Source organism: Streptomyces chiangmaiensis (genome assembly GCF_036281785.1).
Lineage (GTDB): Bacteria > Actinomycetota > Actinomycetes > Streptomycetales > Streptomycetaceae > Streptomyces > Streptomyces chiangmaiensis.
In genome coordinates, this window is the sequence record NZ_JAYWVC010000110.1 from 1 (window position 1) to 16,834 (window position 16,834).

A 16,834-nucleotide genomic window follows, 5' to 3' on the forward strand; every position below is an offset into this window, starting at 1 on the left:
AGTCGTCGCGTACGACCCCGTCGGCACCTCCTTCTCCAGGACGATCATCGGGACGCCGTCGTCGCCCTGGGACGTGCCGACCCGCTCGTAGCCGACGCGGCGGTACAGGCGGAGGTTGCCCTCGCTGCGGTGGCCGGTGCTGAGGCGGAACTTCTTGGCGCCCCGCTCCTCCACCAACGCCTCCTCCGCCGCGCGCAGCAGCCGGGCTCCGATGCCGTGGCCCTGGAGCCGGGGATGCACACAGAGCTTGCCGATGGAGGCGGCGCCGTCCTCCGTCACGCTGCCGCGGACCGAGCCGACCACCTCGTCGCCCAGCCGCGCCACGAAGACGCAGTCCGAGGCGACCTCTTCACGGACCGAGTCCAGGCTCTGGACGAGCGGGTCGATGCGGTAGTTGCCGTAGAGCGCGGCCTCGCTCTGGAAGCACAGGTACTGCAGCCTGAAGATCTGCTCGGCATCCCGCTCGGTCGCCACAGAGATGGTCACGCTCATGCCCATGTGCGCACGCCTCCCGCTCACCTGATCGCCGGTTGTCCCTCACTCCTATCCCCGCGGTTCGCGGGCCGCAACCTCCGGCGCCAGCAATCGCCGTAGACATCCCAGGCATTTGGAGCGTTCCGGCCCGAGACTGCCCTGTGAGATACCCAACTCCCCCGCGATTTCCCGATAGGTCAGGTCCTGTGGGGACAGCAACGCCGCGACGAGGCGGGGGCAGCGGCCGGGAAGGCGGCGCACCGCCGCGTGCAGCGCCCGACGGCGGGCCCCCATGAGCGCCTGTTGCTCGGGACCGGGGCGGAGGTCGTCGGCGGGCTCGATGCGGTACGGCAGTTCGAGGCGGGCCCTGCGACGCCCATGGCGCGCCTCGGAGCGGACGGCTCGGCGCAGCCAGCCCTGTGGGTCGGCGGGCGGCCTGTCCGCCTCCAGCCGCTCCAGCAGCCGCAGCCACACGGCCTGTTCCAGATCGTTCGGTTCCATCCCGCACGCGTACGCCTCCGCGGAAGCCTCGGCGGCGAGCAGGGGACGCAGGGCCGTGAGCATCTCGGGGGTCATATGCGGCGTGACGCGGCCGCCCCGGCAACGGGTTGCCGGGGCGGCCGTAATTCACCCCAACCGGGGTGCGAGGATCTTGTGTTGACGTATTCCGGCCGCTCAGCGGCGCAGGAAGTCCTCGCGGGCCAGCAGGCCGGTGTCGGCGTTGTCCGTGAAGACTCCGTCGATGCCGGTCGCGAAGTACGCCTTGAAGGCGCCGAAGACGTCACCGTAGGCCGTCGGGTCCGTGCCCCGGATGAAGTTCGCGGGCAGGAAGGTGTTCTCGTTGCGCATCGTGTACGGGTGCAGGATCAGGCCCGCGGCGTGCGCGTCGGCGACGAGCGTGGACGGCTTGGTGAGGTTGCCGCCGGCGTCCTTCGGGATGACCAGGTCGAGGGTCGGGCCGATGCCCTGCGCGTACGACGCGATCTCCTTGAGGCCCTTCGGCGAGACGAGGTCGGCGACGGTGCGCGGGTCGCCCGTCTCGACGAAGTCCCAGGGGCGGGTGTTCGCGGCCGACAGCAGCACGACGAGCGGGTTGTCGACGAGCTTGTTCAGGCGCTGGATGCTGGTCGGCTCGAAGGACTGGACGATGACCGGGGCGTTCTTTCCGTCCCTGCGGTGCTTGCGCAGGATCGCGGCGAGCCGCTCCTCGACTCCGAGGCCCAGCTTGCGGAAGTAGGTGGGGTGCTTGGTCTCGGGGTAGATCCACACCTGCTTGCCGCGCCTGCGGGTCTGCTCGTCCTGCCAGCGGAGCACCTCTTCGAAGGTGGGGATCTCCCACCGGCCGTTGTAGATCGTGTTGCGCGGGCGGGTGGCGGGGATGCGCTCGACGGCCCGCAGGGTCTTCAGCTCCGCGAGCGTGAAGTCCTCGGTGAACCAGCCGGTGGTGGGGACACCGTCCAGGACCTTGGTGGTCCTGCGGCCGGCGAACTCGGGGTGGTCGGCGACGTCGGTGGTCCCGCCGATCTCCGGCTCGTGCCGACACACGAGGTGGCCGTCCTTGGTGGGCACCAGGTCGCCGGCCTCCACGATGTCCGCGCCCATGTCGAGGGCAAGCTGGTAGGAGCCGAAGGTGTGCTCCGGCCGGTAGCCGCTGGCCCCGCGGTGCCCGATCATCGTGGGCACGGGCAGGCTCTTCAGTCCGCCGCCGTGGCGCGCGTCCGCGCTCGCGGCGCGGGGCAGCCCGAGGACCGCTCCACCCGCGCCGAGCACCGCGGCCCCGAGCAGCGCCCGGCGTCCCGTCCCTCGTCCCTGCTCGTGCGACCCCTGCGTCCCCATCAGTACCCTCCCGCCGCATCTGTCGAAGCGGGTCGATCGTAGGGGCGCGGTCATGACGGCCGGGCGACGTCCGCTGGAACGCATGGCGGACAGGAACCGTCCTGCCGGATGCATGAGAAACGCGGCAGGGGGAACCCGACATGACGTCCCGTCATGCGTCGGCGCGAGGTGCGTCACACCCGTACGGCGGATGACGACCGTGCAACACGACGCCACCGCAGGTAAACAGTCGTCGACGACGCGTATCCTCCGCGTGACCCGATGTGCTGCATACCGGGCATCGCGAGTATCGTCCTCACCTGCACAGACTCCAACCGCATCCCTTGACACCGGAGGGCCTGTTGTCCCGCTTCGCGCTCATCAAGGCAGTGCTCGGACCGATCATGCGCCTGATGTTCCGCCCACAGGTGGAGGGCGCGGAGCACATCCCGGGCGACGGTCCGGTCATCCTGGCCGGCAACCACCTGACGTTCATGGACTCGATGATCCTGCCGCTGGTCTGCGACCGTCAGGTCTTCTTCATCGGCAAGGACGAGTACGTCACCGGCAAGGGCCTCAAGGGCAGGCTGATGGCCTGGTTCTTCACGGGCGTCGGCATGATCCCGGTCGACCGCGACGGCGGCAAGGGCGGCGTCGCGGCGCTGATGACCGGCCGCCGGATCCTGGAGGAGGGCAAGGTCTTCGGCATCTACCCGGAGGGCACGCGTTCTCCCGACGGCCGCCTGTACCGCGGGCGCACCGGCATCGCCCGGCTGACGCTGATGACCGGCGCGCCCGTGGTTCCCTTCGCCATGATCGGCACCGACAAGATCCAGCCCGGCGGCGCCGGCATGCCCCGGCCGAGCAGGGTGACCGTGCGCTTCGGCGAGGCGCTGGAGTTCTCCCGCTACGAGGGGATGGACCGGGACCGTTATGTGCTGCGGGCGGTGACCGACTCCGTGATGACCGAGGTCATGCGTCTGTCGGGGCAGGAGTACGTCGACATGTACGCCACGAAGGCGAAGGCGGCGTAGCGGAGACCGCGCTGCACCCGCCCGACGTCGGGGAGCCGCGCCGCGCCGAATGCGGCCACGTCGCGACCAGCTGGCGCCCAGCCGGCGGAACCGCGGGATGTCGCGGCTCCGCGCCCCTGCCGGAGTACGGACCCCGACGTGACAATGAACCCCCAGGCGCTGTCCCCGCGGCAGGAACCACGCCGCCACCGCCGTCGCCAGAAGCACCGCGGCACCGACTCCTGTCGCCGGCGTGAAGCCGTCGACGGACGCCTGGCGTGCCGACGCGAGGAGCACCCGGGCGGTGGCAGGGCGATGCCCGGGGCCGCGGCGAGCTCGTACGCCATCCCCGAGACCGCGGAGGCGGCGATGAGACGTAGTCGTCTCACCGGTTGCATGTGTGTCTCACCGACGTCGCTTTCGGGCGGATCTCAGTGCCAGGGCAGCTGCCCGCGCCGCTCCCAGTACGCGCGCGGGTCCTCGGCCAGGGTCTCCAGGCGGGCGAGCTGTTCCTCGTCGAGGTCGGCGACGGTGGCGTGCAGGTTGGAGCCGAGCTGATCGACCGTGGCCGCCCCGGAGAGGACCACACCGGCCCAGGGGCGGCGCAGGATCACGGCGAGGGCGATCGCGTCACAGCCGAGCGAGGTGTCCGCGGCCACGGACATCAGGGCCTTTGGCGCATGCGGGCCGGCCAGTCGTCCGTTGGCCATGCCCTCCTTGACGAGCACGGTGAGCCCGGCGTCGTGAGCCTCGGCGAGCGCGGAGGCGACCGAGGTCTCCAGCAGGTTGTACGTGGACTGGACGGTACGGAAGAGGGGCTCCCCGTCGACCGTCACGGCGAGCGCGGCGCGGATCGTGTCGGCCTGCGCCGGGCCGCTGGTGGAGAATCCGATCGTGACGCCCTCGGCCGCGACCTCGGCCAGCCTGGAGTGAAGCTCCTTGTCGGTGAGGGCCGGGCTGTCGGGGGTCAGCGAGTGGATCTGGTAGAGATCGAGCCGGTCACCGAGCAGGGCCGCGGTCTCCGCGTGCTGCCGCTCGAACGTGGCGACGCTGTGATCCTTGACCTCGTGCTGCTCGGCGTCGGTGCTCCAGCCGGCGGTGTAGGCGTAGCCCCATTTGCTGCCGACGACGACGTCCTCGATGTCGGGTCGGGCATGGAGCCAGTCGGCGAGGAACTCCTCGGCGCGTCCGTAGGAGCGGGCGGCGTCGAAGTAGCGGACGCCCTGGGCGTAGGCGGCGTCCAGCAGTTCATGGGTGCGCCCGCGCAGCGCGTCGACGCTGCGCACGGGCGGGAGGTCCTGCTCGCGGCCGAGGTTGATGTAGCCGGGGCGGCCGACGGCGGCCAGCCCCAGGCCGATGTGGCAGGTGGGAGTCGTCGCTGAGGCAAGGCGTGCGAAGGGCATCGCGGGCTCCGTTCGGTCGGCTCCGTGCGGCTCGGACCAACCTAACCCGCGACGCCCTTCACACGGGCGACCTGCTACTTCTTCCGCTTCGCGGCGGCCCACTCGTGCTGGGCGGTCACATCCGCCTTCACCTCGGCGAGCTGGACGGCGACCGCGTCGGGAGCCGTGCCGCCGCGGCCGTTGCGGGAGGCGAGGGCGCCAGGCACGCTGAGGACGGTCCGCACCTCGGGGGTCAGCTGCGCGGAGATCTTCGCGAACTGCTCGTCCGTGAGTTCGTCCAGCTCCTTGCCCTCCGCTTCGGCGGCCTTGACGCACTCGCCGGCGACCTCGTGCGCCACGCGGAACGGCACGCCCTGCTTCACCAGCCACTCGGCGACGTCCGTGGCAAGCGAGAAGCCGGCCGGGGCCAGCGCTTCCATGCGCTCGCGGTGCACGGTCAGCGTGGCCATCATGCCGGTGAAGGCGGGGAGCAGCACCTCCAGCTGGTCGATGGAGTCGAAGACCGGCTCCTTGTCCTCCTGGAGGTCGCGGTTGTAGGCGAGGGGGAGCGCCTTCAACGTCGCCATGAGACCGGTCAGGTTGCCGATGAGGCGCCCGCTCTTGCCGCGGGCCAGTTCCGCGATGTCCGGGTTCTTCTTCTGCGGCATGATCGAGGAGCCGGTGGAGAAGGCGTCGTGCAGGGAGACGAAGGAGAACTCCTTCGTGTTCCAGATGATGACCTCCTCGGCGATGCGGGAGAGGTTCACCCCGATCATCGCGGTGACGAAGGCGAACTCCGCGGCGAAGTCGCGGGAGGCCGTTCCGTCGATGGAGTTGGCCGAGCTGCCGTGCTCGAAGCCGAGGTCCGTGGCGACCGCCTCCGGGTCGAGGCCCAGGGAGGAACCCGCGAGCGCGCCCGAGCCGTACGGGGACACGGCCGTGCGCTCGTCCCACTGGCGCAGCCGCTCGGCGTCCCGGGACAGGGCCTGTACATGGGCGAGAACGTGGTGCGCGAAGAGCACGGGCTGGGCGTGCTGCAGATGCGTACGGCCGGGCATCGCCACGTCGGGATGTGCCTCCGCCAGACCCACCAGGGCGTCCTGGAGGTCGGCGATCAGACCGCCGATGACGCGGGCGTGCTCGCGCAGGTACATCCGGAAGAGCGTGGCGACCTGGTCGTTGCGGGAGCGGCCCGCGCGGAGCTTGCCGCCGAGGTCGGGGCCGAGACGTTCCAGGAGCCCGCGCTCCAGCGCGGTGTGGACGTCCTCGTCTGCGACGGTGCCGGTGAACTCGCCGGAGGCCACGTCGGCCTCCAGCCGGTCGAGCCCGTCGAGCATGCGCGTCAACTCGTCGTCGGTGAGGAGCCCCGCCTTGCGCAGCACGCGCGCGTGGGCACGGGAACCGGCGATGTCGTACGGCGCGAGGCGCCAGTCGAAGTGGACGGACGCGGACAGCTTCGCCAGGGCTTCGGCGGGACCGTCGGCGAAACGGCCGCCCCAGAGCCGTACGTCACCGCTGTTGCTGCTCACTCTGCGTTGCTCCTCGAAGGTGGCGATGTGCGACCGGCTCCCCACTCTCGGCACGTGAGGAGGCGGCTGTCAGGCTGGTGCGTGAGAGATGGCCCGGGCGGTCACGCCAGGTCTGCGTCGGCCTCAGCCTGCGAGATCACGCCGTGCGGCGATCTTCGACGACAGACTGTAGATGTCGATGAAGCCCTTGGCCGCGGACTGGTCGAACGTGTCACCCGTGTCGTACGTCGCGAGGTTGAAGTCGTACAGCGACTCCTGGGAGCGCCTGCCGGTGACGACCGCGCGGCCGCCGTGCAGGGTCATACGGATGTCGCCCGAGACGTGCTGGTTGGACTCGTTGATGAAGCCGTCCAGGGCACGCTTGAGCGGGGAGAACCACTGGCCGTCGTAGACCAGTTCGCCCCAGCGCTGCTCGACCTGCCGCTTGTAGCGGGCGAGTTCACGCTCGACGGTGACGTTCTCCAGCTCCTGGTGGGCGGTGATCAGGGCGATCGCCCCCGGAGCCTCGTACACCTCACGGGACTTGATGCCGACGAGCCGGTCCTCGACCATGTCGATCCGGCCGATGCCCTGGGCGCCGGCGCGCTCGTTCAGCTGCTGGACGGCCTGCAGGACGGTGACGGGCCTGCCGTCGATGGCGACCGGGACGCCCTCCTTGAAGGTGATGACCACCTCGTCGGCCTCGCGGGCCTCGGCCGGGTTGGAGGTGTACTCGTAGATGTCCTCGATCGGGGCGTTCCAGATGTCCTCCAGGAAGCCCGTCTCGACCGCGCGCCCGAAGACGTTCTGGTCGATGGAGTACGGGGACTTCTTGGTGGTGGCGATCGGGAGCTGCTTGTCCTCGCAGAAGGCGATCGCCTTGTCCCGGGTCATCGCGTAGTCGCGGACCGGGGCGATGCACTTGAGGTCGGGGGCGAGGGCGACGATGCCCGCCTCGAAGCGGACCTGGTCGTTGCCCTTGCCGGTGCAGCCGTGGGCGACCGTCGTGGCGCCGTGCTTCTCGGCCGCGGCGACCAGGTGCTTGACGATCGCAGGCCGGGACAGCGCGGAGACCAGCGGGTACCGGTCCATGTAGAGGGCGTTGGCCTTGATCGCCGGGAGGCAGTACTCGTCGGCGAACTCGTCCTTGGCATCCGCGACCTCGGCCTCGACGGCACCGCAGGCGAGCGCGCGCTTGCGGATGACGTCCAGGTCCTCGCCGCCCTGGCCGACGTCGACCGCAACGGCGATGACCTCGGCGCCCGTCTCCTCGGCGATCCAGCCGATGGCGACGGAGGTGTCCAGACCGCCGGAGTAGGCGAGTACGACGCGCTCGGTCACGGGTTTCTCCCTCACAGTGCATTCGCTGGTATGCATGAGTATGCAGGACGATGCATGATTCGTCAATCCGCGGCGCCGCGGCGCGACAGGACCGGTGCGCGCACCCGGGTTTCGCAAGGAGCCTTCAAAAGGTTTGAACGATCCGGATCGCTCTCTCGTATCCCTCGCCGAACGCAGGCGCCGCGTTCGTCACGGCGGTCACTCCTGACCGCACCGTGCGGCACAGCAGTCCGCCTGGTTGCCTGCACGCTCACCGCGCGACGCGACGGGCTCCGTGCCCGCCCCGCGCGCCGGCCGGGCGGTCACGGGCGCACGGCGGACAGTGGCGGCCGGACAACGCAATTCCTTAGACAGTCGAAAGAATTTCCCTCATCATCGTCGACATGGGAAAGACCTACGAACGCATCGACGGCAGGCTGCGTACGTTCATCGAGGCGCAACCCCTCTTCTTCACCGCCACCGCTCCGCTGTCGGGGGACGGCACGATCAATCTCTCCCCCAAGGGGCTCAAGGGCTCGTTCGCCGTCGTCGACGAGCGGACCGTCGCCTATCTCGACTTCGCCGGAAGCAATGCCGAGACCATCGCCCACCTGCGGCAGAACGGCCGGATCACCCTCATGTGGTGCGCCTTCCAGGGACCGCCGAACATCGTGCGGGTGCACGGCGACGGTGAGCCGGTCTTCCGCGACGACCCCCGCTTCACGGAACTCCTCACCCATTTCCCGGACATCGACCCGTCTCCCCACGGCCTGCGGGCGATCATCGTCGTGACGGCCCGGCTCATCCGCGACACCTGCGGCTACGCGGTGCCCTTCATGGCGTACGAAGAGGACCGCGATCTGCACGGCAGGCGGTTCGCGCGGGAGGACGACGCCTCCCTGAATGACTACTTCAGGGGGAAAGCCCACATCGAATCCAGCCTGGACGGCCTGCCGGGACTGCCGTTGCCGCTGCCGCCCTCTACGTTCTGAGCCATGCGCTCCGGTGTCGTCGCCCTCGCCTCCGCCACTCTCCTCCTGCTCGCCGCCACACCCGGCGCCGCCGACGAGGTGCCGCTGCCGGAGCGGATGACGGACACCGGCGGCGGCACCCAGCTGATCACGGCGGAAGCACCCACGGCCGCCGCGACGTCGGGCACGGTCACCTGGTGGGACCGCCAGGGCGGGCGGTGGCTCAAGGCCGGTGCGGCGGCCGCGCGCTTCGGCGCGAAGGGGCTCGCCGAGGGCGGCTCACGACGACAGGGCACGAACACGACGCCGACGGGCCTGTACGACCTGCCGTACGCGTTCGGCATCAAAGCCGCGCCCCCGGGCACCAAGGCGCCGTACCGCCCGGTCCACCGGACCTCGTGGTGGTGCCAGGACGACGAATCCGCCTCCTACAACCGCTGGAGGGAGCCCCTCCCGGCGGACTGCCGCGCCACCGAGGCGGAGCATCTGATCACCTTCGATCCCCAGTACGCGTACGCCCTCGTCATCGGCTTCAACTACGACCAGCCGGTGCGGGGGCGTGGCGCCGGCATCTTCCTGCACGTCAACGGCAAGGGGGCCACGGCGGGTTGCGTGTCGGTGCCCAGGGACGCAATGCGGCGGATCCTCGAGTGGGCGGATCCGTCCCGGAGGCCGCACATCGCCATCGGGACGCCGGGCGGAGCGACCGGCATCACTCGCCACCAGCCGGCCCCGCGGGCAGCCGCACGGTGAACGTCGTCGATCCCGGGCGGCCGGTCAGCTCCACGCTCCCCCCGTGCGCCTCCGCCACCGCCGCCACGATCGACAGGCCGAGCCCTGCGCCGCCGTGGTTGTCCGGGCGGCGGCGGTGGTCGGCCCGGGTGAAGCGCTCGAAGGCGCCCGGCCGGATGTCGTCGGGGACGCCGGGGCCGTCGTCGTGGACCTCGAGGACGGCCGTCGTCCCGGCCGTCTTGAGCGAGACGGTCACCTGAGTGCCCTCGGGCGTGTGCAGACGCGCGTTGGCCAGCAGGTTGGCCAGCACCTGGTGAAGGCGGTGCGCATCGCCCGTCACGGTCACCGGCTCCTCGGCCAGTTCCAGTGTCCAGCGGTGACCGGGACCGGCCGCGCGCGCGTCGGTCACCGCGTCCAGCACCAGGCGGGTCAGGTCGACGGGGCGCCGCTCCAAGGGCCGCCCCGCGTCCAGCCGGGCCAGGAGCAGCAGATCGTCCACCATCTCCCCCATGCGTGCGGACTCCGCGGCGATCCGTTCCAGGGCGCGGGTCACCTCTGCCGGCACCGGACCCGGGTGCAGCAGCGCCAGCTCCGCGTGACCGCGGACCGAGGCGACCGGTGTGCGCAGTTCGTGGCTGGCGTCGGCGGCGAAGCTGCGCAGCCGTTCCTCACTGGCGTGCCGCTTGGTCAGCGCGTCCTCGACGTGGCCGAGCATGCGGTTGAAGGCGGTGGCGACCCGGCCCACCTCACTGCGCGGCTCGTTCTCGGGGACCCGCAGCGGCAGCGCGACCTCGCCGCTGGCGAGCGGGAGCTCACTGACCCGGGTGGCGGTCGCGGCGACCCGGCTCAGGGGCCGCAGGGAACAGCGCACCCAGACGGCGCCCGCGACACCGGTGACCGCGAGGGCCGCGCCGAAGACGACGGCGGAGACGAACTCCAGCCGGTGCACCGCGGACTCCACCGGTTCGAGGGGGAGCCCGGTGATGAGCACGTCGCCGTCCAGGCCCCTGGTCGCCATCAGGCGGTATTCGCCGAGGGACGACAGCCGCACGCTGTGCCCTCCGCCGTCCGCGGGGACCGCGGCGAGCGTGTGCTTGTCCTGTTTGTTCAGCGGGGCCGTCAGACCGGCGGTGTCGTTGCCGGGGCGGACCACCGCCGCGTTGGTGACCGTCGCGCCGACCAGCCGGGCGCCGAAGGTACCGGCGGACTGCTTACGGGTGTCGCCGTGCTCGTCGCCGTCGTGGTCCGAGGGTCTGTCGAGGCCGTGCTCCAGGCTCGCCGGGAAACGCGGGCCGACGTCGCGCAGCTGCTGGTCGAGCCGGCCGGTGAGGAATCCGCCGAGCTCTACCACCACGGCCACCCCGACCGCGGCACAGCTGAGCGCCAGCAGAACGACGAGCCCGGCGGTCAGCCTGGCCCGCAGCGTGCGCGGCCGTGGCAGGCGCCGCAGCAGCCGCAGCACGGCACGGAGCACGGACCTCACCGAGTCACCGGCTTGAGCAGATATCCGGCCCCGCGCACCGTGTGGATCATGGGTTCACGGCCCGCGTCCACCTTCTTGCGCAGATAGGAGATGTACAGCTCCACGACATGGGCCTGGCCGCCGAAGTCGTACGACCACACCCGGTCGAGGATCTGTGCCTTGCTGAGGACGCGCCTCGGGTTGCGCATCAGAAAGCGCAGCAGTTCGAACTCGGTGGGCGACAGTTCGATCAGCTCGCCGGACCGGGTCACCTCGCGGGCCTCCTCGTCCATGACGAGGTCCCCGACGCAGAGCCGGGGACCCTCCTCCAGTTGCCGGGCCATGCCGGCGCGCCGCAGCAGCCCGCGCAGCCGGGCAACGACCTCCTCCAGGCTGAAGGGCTTGGTCACGTAGTCGTCGCCGCCCGCCGTGATGCCGGCGATGCGGTCCTCGACGGCGTCCCGCGCGGTGAGGAAGAGCACGCACACGTCGGGTTTCACGGTGTGCAGCGAGCGCAGCACGCCGAAACCGTCGGTGTCGGGGAGCATCACGTCCAGGACGACGGCGTCGGGCATGAGGTCCCGGGCCTCGGCGACGGCCGTGCCCCCGTCGCCGGCCGCACGCACCTCCCAGCCCTCGTAACGCAGGGCCCCGGACAGCACCTCGGCAAGGTCCGGATCGTCGTCGACAACGAGGACGCGCAGGGGTGTGCCGTCGGGGCGGGCGAGGGCGGGGCGGCCGGAGCGGGGTGTGGTCATGGCGCTTACCAGCATCCCTCCTCCCACGAGCGGTCGGCGGCGCCGGTCCCTCTGAGTTCGCTATGAGTGCCCTGGCACGTCCGCCGTGAGTTCCCTGCCCAGGGCCGCTCCCCCTGGTTCCCTGAGGGCAGGCTCAGAGTCCTCAGAGCCGCCTCAGAAGTTCCACCTGCACAGTTGCGTCCTCGATGCAGGAAAGGAACCGACCATGACCACGGTGCACCAGCAGCAGACACCGCTCGTGCCACCGGTCCTCAGGCGTTCCCCGGCGGGTCCGGTGCTGGTTCTGCTGTGGGCCGGGGCGGCCGCTGTGGTCGCCCTGTGGTGGCAGGACACCGGCTCCGTGGTGGGCACGGCCGGATGGCTGCTCGGGGCCGGACGGATCGCCGGGCTGCTGTGCGGCTACTCCTGCGCGGTCCTGGTCGGGCTGATGGCCCGTGTACCGCTCCTGGAGCGGCGCATCGGCTCGGACCGGGTGGCCCGCTGGCACGCGATGGCCGGGCGGTACACGGTCTGTCTGCTGGTCGCGCACATCGTGCTGGTCCTGGCCGGGTACGCCGCCCAGGACCGGGCCTCGATCGTGCACGAGACCGTCACGGTGGTGCTGCACTACCCGGAGATGCTCAAGGCCACCCTCGGCACGCTCGTCCTGTTCGCCGTGGGCATCACTTCTGCGCGCGCCGTCCGCCGCCGGGTCGGCCACGAATTCTGGTACGCCGTACACCTGCTGACGTACGGGGCGGTCTTCCTCGCCTTCGGCCACCAGCTCGCGCTGGGCGCGGAGTTCATCGGGAACGCGGTGGCCCGGGCCGCCTGGTATGCGCTGTATCTGGGCGTGGCGGCCGTCGCGGTGTGGTTCCGGGTCCTCACCCCGGTGCGGCTCAACCTGCGCCACCGGCTGCGGGTGGAGACGGTGCACCAGGAGGCGCCGGGCGTGTGGTCCGTCGTCATGCGGGGGCGGCGCCTGGACGACCTGGGTGCCCGGCCCGGACAGTTCTTCCGGTGGCGGTTCCTCACCGGCGGCCTGCGCTGGACGTCCACGCCGTACTCATTGTCGGCCCCACCCAGCCGGACCCGGCTGCGCATCACCGTCAAGGCACTGGGTGACCACAGCGGGTCGGTGGCCCTGCTGCGCCCGGGCACCCGGGTGTGGGCGGAGGGCCCCTACGGATCGCTGACCGCCGAGCGGGGGTCCACCGGCAAGTCGCTGCTGATCGCGGGCGGCGTCGGGATCACACCGCTGCGCGCCCTGTTCGAGACGCTACCGGGCGAGGTGACCCTGCTGTACCGGGCACGATCGGCGCAGAACCTGGCCCTGGGCGCGGAGTTGGAGGCGATCGGCCGGTGGCGCGGCGCACGGGTGCTGTACGCCCTCAACGGCGAGGACGGCGCGCGCCCGCAACTGACGTCCGGCGCCCTGCTCTCCGCCGTGCCGGAACTGACGGGCCACGACGTCTACCTGTGCGGGCCGCCCGCGTTCGCCGAGGCCATGTACGAGGCGCTGTGTGCCGCCGGCGTCCCCGACCGCCGTATCCACCACGAGTCGTTCGAGCTGTGAGGCCGAGATGCACGCGTTGAAGAGGAAGAGCCCGCTGCGGCGGATCGTGCTTGCGAGCGCCGCCACCGTCTCCGGGATGGTGCTGCTGCTGTCGATGAAGCCGCACACCACTCCCCGGATGGCCGCGGCCGGTCCCGCCCCGTCGAGCAGTGCGAGCGTGCCGGCCGGATCCGGCGGATCCGGTGACTCGAGCAGGTCCGGCGGGGCGGCGACGGCCGGTACGAAGACCGCCACCGGCGATTCAGTCCAGACCCGCTACGGCCCCGTCCAGGTCCGGATCAAGGTGAAGAACGGCAAGCTCACCGATGCGACCGCGGTGACGTACCCGCAGGAGAGCCCGAGGGATCAGGAGATCAACAGCTACGCCGTCCCGCAGCTGCGGCGGGAGGCGCTGGCCGCGCAGAGCGCGAACATCGACATGGTCTCGGGGGCCACGTACACGAGCCAGGGTTACCAGCAGTCGCTCCAGTCGGCGTTGGACTCCGTGAGGAGTTGAACGCACAGAGGTTCCGTCACGTACCTCTGGGCCAAGGGGGCCACTGGCCTCACCCGTCCCACGGAGGAACACGGAGGAGACCGTGTCCACGATCGCCGGTGGCCGCGCCGCGCGGCGCCAGACGATGCGCGCCATCCGCCCACGCCGCTCCCCTGCCGTGCCGTTGCTGGTCGCCCTCTGGGCGGGGGCGGCGGGCGTCATCTGGCTGTGGTGGATGAACACCCCGTCCATCGCCGACAACACCAGCCGGATACTCAATGCGGGGCGGATCACCGGCCTGCTCGCCGGCTATCTGATGGCGCTGGTCGTGCTGCAGATGGCACGCGTGCCCGCGCTGGAGCGCCGGGTCGGCTCCGACCGGGTCGCCCGCTGGCACGCGATGACCGGCAGGTACACCATCTGCCTCGTCCTCGCCCACCTCTTCCTGACGATGTGGGGCTACGCGCTTCAGTCCGGCAAGGGGCTGGGCGGGATCGTGCAGCAGACCATCGAATCGATCAACCAGCTGCCGGACGTGGGCAAGGCCGCCATCGGCACGGGTCTGCTGGTGCTGATCGGGCTGATCTCGATCGGCCCGATCAGGCGCCGGATCTCGTACGACCTCTGGTACCACGTCCATCTGCTCACCTACGCCGCCACCTACCTGTCGTTCTGGCACCAGTTGTCGACAGGCAACGAGTTCGCCGCCCAGCCGGAGGCGAAGACGGCCTGGTACGCGCTGTACGGATCGGTGACCGCGCTGGTGATCTGGTACCGGATCATCACCCCGATCCGGCTGAACCTGCGCCACCGGCTGCGGGTCGAGGCGGTCATCGAGGAGACGCCCGGCATCGTCTCGGTCCTGATGACCGGCCGGAAGCTGCACCGCATGGGCGCGGCGGCCGGTCAGTTCTTCCGCTGGCGGTTCCTCGCTCCCGGCATGCGTTTCAGCTCGCATCCCTACTCGCTGTCGGCGGCGCCCCGCCCCAACATGCTCCGCATCACGGTCAAGGCGATCGGCGACCACAGCTCGGCGTTGCGTGACCTGCGACCCGGCACCCGGGTGTGGGCGGAGGGCCCCTACGGGGCGCTCACCGCCGATCGGCGCAGCCGCGGCAAGGTGCTGCTGGTGGCCGGCGGCGTCGGCATCACTCCGATGCGGGCGCTGTTCGAGACGCTGCCCGGCGCCGCGGGCGACCTGACGCTCCTGTACCGGGCCAACAGCACGCAGGATCTGGCCCTGTGGGACGAGCTGGCCCAGATCGCCGAGGAGCGCGGCGCCCGGCTCATGTACGCCGTCAACAGCCCGGACGGGGAGCGTCCGGACATCTCCGCGGAGACCCTTCGGCGCAAGCTGCCGGACATCGATCGGCACGACGTCTTCATGTGCGGACCGCCCGGCTTCGCGCAGCACGTGTACGAGGCACTGCGCGGCGCGGGGGTCCCTGCCCGCCGCATCCATCACGAGTCGTTCGAGATGTGAGCGACGGGGAATCAGGAGCTTTGGGAGCGATGAGGAAGAGTCACCCCCTTCGGCGTGCCGTACTCGCCAGCGCCGCCACGGTGTCCGGGATCGTGCTGCTGCTGTCGCTGAAGCCGGCGTCGGATCCGGCCCAGGCTCACGCCGCGGGCGGAATCCCACCGAAGCAGTCCGCGGCGGCCCGGGAGTCGCCGCCGGGCGGCAGCGGGCAGCGGACGGGCACCCAGACCGTCACCGGCGACGTGGCCCAGACGCAGTACGGCGCCGTCCAGGTCCGCCTGACCGTCAGCGGCGGGAAGATCACCAAGGCCGAGGCCGTGCAGGCACCCAAGGGCGGGGTCAGCGACGAGAAGACCGCGCTGGCGGTACCCAAGCTGAACCAGGCGGCCGTCGCCGCGCAGAGTGCGGACATCGACGCGGTCTCGGGCGCCACGTATACGAGCGGCGGGTACAAGCAGTCACTGCAGTCGGCCCTCGACAAGGCCGGTGGCTGAGTGGTCGACCAGGTGACCGACCCCGCCGGGGCACCGCCCGCGCTGCGCCACGCGGAAGAGGTGATGGGGACCGTCGTCTCCTTCGACGTGCGCGGTGGTGAGCCCGAGGCCGTGCGGACCGCGCTGGAGGAGGCGATCGCCGGGCTGCACCGCGTGGACGAGGTGTTCAGCACCTACCGGGAGGACAGCCAGGTCTCGCGGCTGGCCCGGGGCGAGGTGACCGTCGAGCAGTGCGATCCGGAGGTCGCCGAGGTCCTCGCGCTGGGAGCCGAGGCGGAGCGGCTCAGCAACGGCTGGTTCAGCACGCGGTACGAGGGACGGATCGACCCGACCGGGATCGTGAAGGGCTGGGCCGTCGAACGCGCGGCCCGGCACCTGGCGGCGACCGGGGCCGAGGGGGTGAGCGTCAACGGCGGCGGTGATGTGCAGATGTACGGCATGCCCGGGCCGCACCGCCCCTGGCGGGTCGGCATAGCGGATCCGCTGTTTCCCGGCGGGCTCGCGGCGGTGGTCTCCGCGGCCGGCGCCCGCGAACTGGCCGTGGCCACCTCGGGAACCGCGGAGCGCGGCGCCCACATCGTGGATCCGCGCACCGGCAGGTCGGCCGTGACCGACCTGGTGGCGGTGACCGTGGTGGGTCCCCGGCTGACCTGGGCGGACGCCTGGGCGACGGCGGCCTTCGCGATGGGCTCGCGGCAGGCGCCGGCCTGGCTGGAGTCGCTGCCGGACGTGGAAGCGCTGCTGATCACGACTGGGAGCGAGGTGCGGTGCACGGGAGGGCTGGCGGCACACCTGGGCTGAACCGTGCCGGCGCACCAAGGAGGGCACAGCGGTCTCCGGTGTGCCCTCCTCCCGGTCTCAGTGGTGGTTCTGGGCCAGCCGCAGCAGGTGGTCCGCCAGCGCCTGGCCTCCGCTCGGATCACGGCTGATCAGCAGCACCGTGTCGTCGCCCGCGATCGTGCCGAGGATGTCGTGCAGTTCCGCCTGGTCGATGGCCGAGGCCAGGAACTGGGCCGCACCCGGCGGCGTACGCAGGACCACGAGGTTGGCGGAGGCCTCCGCGGAGATCAGCAGTTCCTGCGACAGGCGCCGCATCCGCTCCTCCTTGGCCGACTCACCCAGCGGCGCGCGAGGGGTGCGGAAGCCGCCCTCGCTGGGGACCGCGTAGATGAGGTCGCCGTCGGTATTGCGGATCTTCACCGCGTTCAGCTCGTCCAGGTCCCGGGAGAGCGTCGCCTGGGTGACGTTCAGCCCGTCGTCGGCGAGGAGCTTCGCCAACTGGCTCTGGGAGCGCACCGGTTGCCGGTTGAGGATGTCCACGATCCGGCGGTGGCGTGCGGTGCGGGTCTGCGGCACGGAGGGCCCAGCGGCCTCGTGGTCCTGCGCCTGGCTCAT

Annotated in this window: 16 protein-coding genes and 1 pseudogene; 8 read left to right on the top strand and 9 right to left on the bottom strand. The window is 71.1% G+C overall.

The window, feature by feature from the left end; translation table 11 throughout:
• The 3 genes from VXC91_RS26650 to VXC91_RS26660 form a co-directional block, all read right to left on the bottom strand.
• Positions 1-498: GNAT family N-acetyltransferase (locus tag VXC91_RS26650; RefSeq protein WP_329509875.1), on the bottom strand; the 498-nt coding region annotated here is incomplete at its 3' end.
• A 45-nt stretch (positions 499-543) separates the two neighbouring features.
• Entirely contained in the window at positions 544-1,050 is a 507-nt protein-coding gene (locus VXC91_RS26655) for an RNA polymerase sigma factor (protein ID WP_329509876.1), read from the bottom strand.
• 99 nt (positions 1,051-1,149) lie between these two features.
• Complete coding sequence (locus VXC91_RS26660) at positions 1,150-2,310, bottom strand: glycerophosphodiester phosphodiesterase (protein ID WP_329509877.1); 1,161 nt, start codon at positions 2,308-2,310, stop codon at positions 1,150-1,152.
• A 341-nt stretch (positions 2,311-2,651) separates the two neighbouring features.
• Here VXC91_RS26660 and VXC91_RS26665 point away from each other — a divergent pair, with 341 nt between their 5' ends.
• Complete coding sequence (locus VXC91_RS26665) at positions 2,652-3,323, top strand: lysophospholipid acyltransferase family protein (RefSeq protein WP_329509878.1); 672 nt, start codon at positions 2,652-2,654, stop codon at positions 3,321-3,323.
• Between the two features lie 410 nt (positions 3,324-3,733).
• On the opposite strand, the gene VXC91_RS26670 is transcribed toward VXC91_RS26665, so the two are convergent.
• The 3 genes from VXC91_RS26670 to VXC91_RS26680 all read right to left on the bottom strand — a co-directional run bounded on the left by VXC91_RS26670 (position 3,734) and on the right by VXC91_RS26680 (position 7,533).
• Positions 3,734-4,705, bottom strand: a complete 972-nt coding sequence (locus VXC91_RS26670; protein ID WP_329509879.1) for an aldo/keto reductase — start codon at positions 4,703-4,705, stop codon at positions 3,734-3,736.
• 74 nt (positions 4,706-4,779) lie between these two features.
• Positions 4,780-6,213: an argininosuccinate lyase gene (gene argH, locus VXC91_RS26675; protein WP_329509880.1), complete on the bottom strand. Its 1,434-nt coding sequence runs from the start codon at positions 6,211-6,213 to the stop codon at positions 4,780-4,782.
• Positions 6,214-6,336: 123 nt separating this feature from the next.
• Positions 6,337-7,533: an argininosuccinate synthase gene (locus VXC91_RS26680; RefSeq protein WP_329509881.1), complete on the bottom strand. Its 1,197-nt coding sequence runs from the start codon at positions 7,531-7,533 to the stop codon at positions 6,337-6,339.
• Positions 7,534-7,916: 383 nt separating this feature from the next.
• Here VXC91_RS26680 and VXC91_RS26685 point away from each other — a divergent pair, with 383 nt between their 5' ends.
• On the top strand, positions 7,917-8,504 hold the full coding sequence (locus VXC91_RS26685; protein ID WP_329509882.1) for a pyridoxamine 5'-phosphate oxidase family protein: 588 nt from the start codon (positions 7,917-7,919) through the stop codon (positions 8,502-8,504).
• Positions 8,505-8,507: 3 nt separating this feature from the next.
• A complete protein-coding gene (locus VXC91_RS26690) occupies positions 8,508-9,236 on the top strand; it encodes a L,D-transpeptidase family protein (protein WP_329509883.1) in 729 nt (242 codons plus the stop codon).
• Here the strand turns inward: VXC91_RS26690 and VXC91_RS26695 are convergent.
• Positions 9,196-10,698, bottom strand: a complete 1,503-nt coding sequence (locus VXC91_RS26695; RefSeq protein WP_329509884.1) for a HAMP domain-containing sensor histidine kinase — start codon at positions 10,696-10,698, stop codon at positions 9,196-9,198. The genes VXC91_RS26690 and VXC91_RS26695 overlap by 41 nt on opposite strands.
• Positions 10,695-11,435, bottom strand: coding sequence for a response regulator transcription factor (locus VXC91_RS26700; protein ID WP_329509900.1), 741 nt, complete (start codon positions 11,433-11,435; stop codon positions 10,695-10,697). The genes VXC91_RS26695 and VXC91_RS26700 overlap by 4 nt, the downstream gene beginning before the upstream one ends.
• Before the next feature lie 205 nt (positions 11,436-11,640).
• Between VXC91_RS26700 and VXC91_RS26705 the strand changes: the two genes are divergently transcribed.
• The 5 genes and pseudogenes from VXC91_RS26705 to VXC91_RS26725 all read left to right on the top strand — a co-directional run bounded on the left by VXC91_RS26705 (position 11,641) and on the right by VXC91_RS26725 (position 16,240).
• Positions 11,641-12,990, top strand: a complete 1,350-nt coding sequence (locus VXC91_RS26705; protein ID WP_329509885.1) for a ferredoxin reductase family protein — start codon at positions 11,641-11,643, stop codon at positions 12,988-12,990.
• Positions 12,991-12,997: 7 nt separating this feature from the next.
• The gene (locus VXC91_RS26710; protein WP_329509886.1) at positions 12,998-13,486 is read left to right on the top strand and encodes an FMN-binding protein; all 489 of its coding nucleotides are present in this window, start codon (positions 12,998-13,000) and stop codon (positions 13,484-13,486) included.
• A 124-nt stretch (positions 13,487-13,610) separates the two neighbouring features.
• Positions 13,611-14,948 (top strand): ferredoxin reductase family protein, encoded by a 1,338-nt coding sequence (locus VXC91_RS26715; protein WP_329509901.1) that lies wholly within the window; start codon positions 13,611-13,613, stop codon positions 14,946-14,948.
• Positions 14,949-14,977: 29 nt separating this feature from the next.
• Positions 14,978-15,430: pseudogene (locus tag VXC91_RS26720) on the top strand (FMN-binding protein); the annotation flags it as partial.
• Positions 15,431-15,502: 72 nt separating this feature from the next.
• Positions 15,503-16,240 carry an FAD:protein FMN transferase gene (locus VXC91_RS26725; RefSeq protein WP_408057482.1) on the top strand — a complete coding sequence of 246 codons (738 nt, stop codon included), beginning with the start codon at positions 15,503-15,505 and terminating at the stop codon, positions 16,238-16,240.
• A gap of 57 nt (positions 16,241-16,297) precedes the next feature.
• Here VXC91_RS26725 and VXC91_RS26730 read toward each other — a convergent pair whose 3' ends face one another.
• Positions 16,298-16,834 carry an arginine repressor gene (locus tag VXC91_RS26730; protein ID WP_329509888.1) on the bottom strand — a complete coding sequence of 179 codons (537 nt, stop codon included), beginning with the start codon at positions 16,832-16,834 and terminating at the stop codon, positions 16,298-16,300.

Coding starts and splice junctions, on each gene's coding strand:
- VXC91_RS26655 (WP_329509876.1), bottom strand. CDS start 1,050: ATGACCCCCGAGATGCTCACGGCCCTGCGTCCCCTGCTCGCCGCCGAG.
- VXC91_RS26660 (WP_329509877.1), bottom strand. CDS start 2,310: ATGGGGACGCAGGGGTCGCACGAGCAGGGACGAGGGACGGGACGCCGG.
- VXC91_RS26670 (WP_329509879.1), bottom strand. CDS start 4,705: ATGCCCTTCGCACGCCTTGCCTCAGCGACGACTCCCACCTGCCACATC.
- VXC91_RS26685 (WP_329509882.1), top strand. CDS start 7,917: ATGGGAAAGACCTACGAACGCATCGACGGCAGGCTGCGTACGTTCATC.
- VXC91_RS26690 (WP_329509883.1), top strand. CDS start 8,508: ATGCGCTCCGGTGTCGTCGCCCTCGCCTCCGCCACTCTCCTCCTGCTC.
- VXC91_RS26700 (WP_329509900.1), bottom strand. CDS start 11,435: ATGACCACACCCCGCTCCGGCCGCCCCGCCCTCGCCCGCCCCGACGGC.
- VXC91_RS26705 (WP_329509885.1), top strand. CDS start 11,641: ATGACCACGGTGCACCAGCAGCAGACACCGCTCGTGCCACCGGTCCTC.
- VXC91_RS26710 (WP_329509886.1), top strand. CDS start 12,998: ATGCACGCGTTGAAGAGGAAGAGCCCGCTGCGGCGGATCGTGCTTGCG.
- VXC91_RS26715 (WP_329509901.1), top strand. CDS start 13,611: ATGCGCGCCATCCGCCCACGCCGCTCCCCTGCCGTGCCGTTGCTGGTC.
- VXC91_RS26725 (WP_408057482.1), top strand. CDS start 15,503: ATGGGGACCGTCGTCTCCTTCGACGTGCGCGGTGGTGAGCCCGAGGCC.
- VXC91_RS26730 (WP_329509888.1), bottom strand. CDS start 16,834: ATGAGCCAGGCGCAGGACCACGAGGCCGCTGGGCCCTCCGTGCCGCAG.